General features: G+C 62.9%; 1 protein-coding gene and 1 pseudogene. One reads left to right on the top strand and one right to left on the bottom strand.

The features are described 5' to 3' along the window. Nucleotides 1-92: 92 nt before the first annotated feature. Nucleotides 93-980, bottom strand: a pseudogene (locus ASC95_RS14300) (integron integrase); the annotation flags it as partial. Between the two features lie 631 nt (nucleotides 981-1,611). On the opposite strand from ASC95_RS14300, the gene ASC95_RS14295 reads away from it, so the two are divergent. Further along, entirely contained in the window at nucleotides 1,612-2,007 is a 396-nt protein-coding gene (locus ASC95_RS14295) for a hypothetical protein (protein ID WP_057298404.1), read from the top strand. The last annotated feature ends 245 nt before the right edge of the window (nucleotides 2,008-2,252 follow it).

Raw genomic sequence — 2,252 nt, 5'->3', positions numbered from 1 at the left:
ATATGCCGAGTTCAACCTGCGTGAGAAGCCTGCAATCCCCCCGATGACAGCGCCTTGCTCCCGCTACTCGGCATATTCCTTGACTCGGAATAGTGACGGAGTGTGTGTGGCGTGGCGGGCTTGGCGATGCCGGCGGCCTGGACTGCGCGCTTGAATGCTCGCTGGAAGGTCTGGTCGTAAAGATGGTGGCGGCGCACCACACCGCTGCGCGGATCGATTGAATGGTGGTCTTGCGGGAACAGCCAGAACCACGGCCAGCTCGCGCCCATGCGGGGGTACTTGCGGTCCAGCGCATGCGGCATCTCCACGCCCGCCGTGCCGGCCTCGACGTCACTTGCCCATATCAATCGAGCCTGTGCCAACTGCGCACGCAGGGTGCGAGCCAGAGACTGCGGCAGCATCACCACCCGGTCCTTGGCGCCCTTGCCTTCGCGCACGATCAGTGCGCGTTGACCAAAGTCCACGTCCTTGACTCGCAGATGCAGCGCCTCGGCGATGCGCAGGCCCGTGCCGTAAAGCAATTGCGCCAACAGCAGGTGCTCGCCCTGCATGCCCTGTAACACGCGGCCCACCTCCTGGACGCTCAACACTACCGGCAAGCGCCGTTGGCGGTGTGGATGCCCGATCTCCTTCAACCACGGCAAGTCATGCTGGAGCACCTTGGAGTAGAAAAACAGCAGGGCCGACAGCGCCTGGCTGTGCGTTGACGGAGCCACCGCGCGGTCATTGGCCAGATACATCAGGAAGGACTCCACCTCGGGCCCACCCAGCTCCGCCGGATGCCGCAACCCGTGAAAGCGGATGAAGGCCTTCACCCAGTACGCGTAGACCTCTTCGGTGCGCAGGCTGTAGTGCAGGAAGCGGCAGCGCTCGCGCAACTGGTCGAGCACGCGGACCGACCGGAGGGGCGGCAATTCGCTCGGTGACGGCCGGGGCCGCAGGTTTGCCCGAGGTGGCAAGTTCGGTAGCTGGACTGGCATCATGAGCCCCCCGGCGGCACTGCCTCTGTTCGATGAGAACTTGTAACGACGCGCCGCTTTTGTCGGGAATTTAATGCTGTACGTCCATACAGTCAATGTGAAAAAATTGCTGATGAATCAATTGCTTTTGTCCGCCAGTGGGCGCCTATCTTGGGCGCAGCTTGCCTGCCTAAGCGGCGTTGGCTGTCTCCCGAGAACACGTTGGGCGTCATGAAATTTAGGCTGCCTTTCATTGCCACCGTGCTGTTCGCAGCCGTTGCCGTGGTCGCCATCGTCCATCAAGCTTCTCAGTACGAAGCCGGGTTCAACGCTGCGGTGGTTGGCTCGGACATGTCAGAAGTTATTTCCCGCATGGGCGGGCCGAGTGTTCGAGAGACCCCAAGTCAGCCGTTCTTGCGCTATGCCAGCTCTCGCTGCGAGTCTCCATGCGCGCAGAGGCTGTGGTGGGAGCACCCAGTATTGCGTGGGTTGGAGGCTTGGTCTGCTGAGTTCGATCTGCAAGGTCGCCTGCTACACAAGGCTCATTGGGTATCGCCATGAGTTGCCAGCTCCGCCCGTTACCCATGACGCCCAACCCTTCACTGCAGCGGACGGCTACGCCGCCCGCTGAGCTTTCACGTTAGCCCTCAGGATGATCGACCGGCACCAGGCCATGCCGCTGCTCCTCGACGCGTGTCCCTCGTTTGAGAGCGCGTGGGCGGAGCACTTGGCCGAAAATGGAGGTGAACTCCCGTACGTGGCGGCCGGCACTTATGCGCATCACCTGCATGCGTTGTATCGTTCCGGTCGTCTGGAGTGCTTCCCTGCCGTTGGTCTGGCGATCGAGCGGCTACATCTGGAGGGCTCGCCCTGGGTGCAGGAATTCGCGACGGTGGGCGTACTAGAGGCAGTCCAAAATGTGTGGGCCAACCTCGGCGCAGATCCAGAGCAGTTTGCCCTTTACCTGGGGCCGGACAGCAAGCGCTGGTGGAGAGGGCTGGTTAACTTTTGGGCAGGGAAGGCGCCACATGTGCAAGCAGAGGGCTAACAGGTCGGTCGAGACGGACACGCAACTGCAGGGCGCCGCAAGCCGCGCAGGTGATTGTGCGGCTCGCGGCGCCCTGCAGTTGCGTGCCGCTCACCTCCGACGTTATGCAGCAGGCTAGGTTGAACTCCATCAGCGGCTTTGTGCCTCGCTTGCGCGGCGGCCTCGTCGCGTCGGCGGCCAAGGGTTCCGCGTGGTCGGGTGAGCGCGTGTCGGTGTCCCGCTTCGGCGGCGCCCGGACCTGGATT

It is taken from the genome of Pelomonas sp. Root1217 (assembly GCF_001425705.1).
GTDB lineage: Bacteria > Pseudomonadota > Gammaproteobacteria > Burkholderiales > Burkholderiaceae_C > Pelomonas.
The sequence above is the reverse complement of the archived record's forward strand: the minus strand, read 5'-3'. Positions and strand labels throughout refer to the sequence as shown.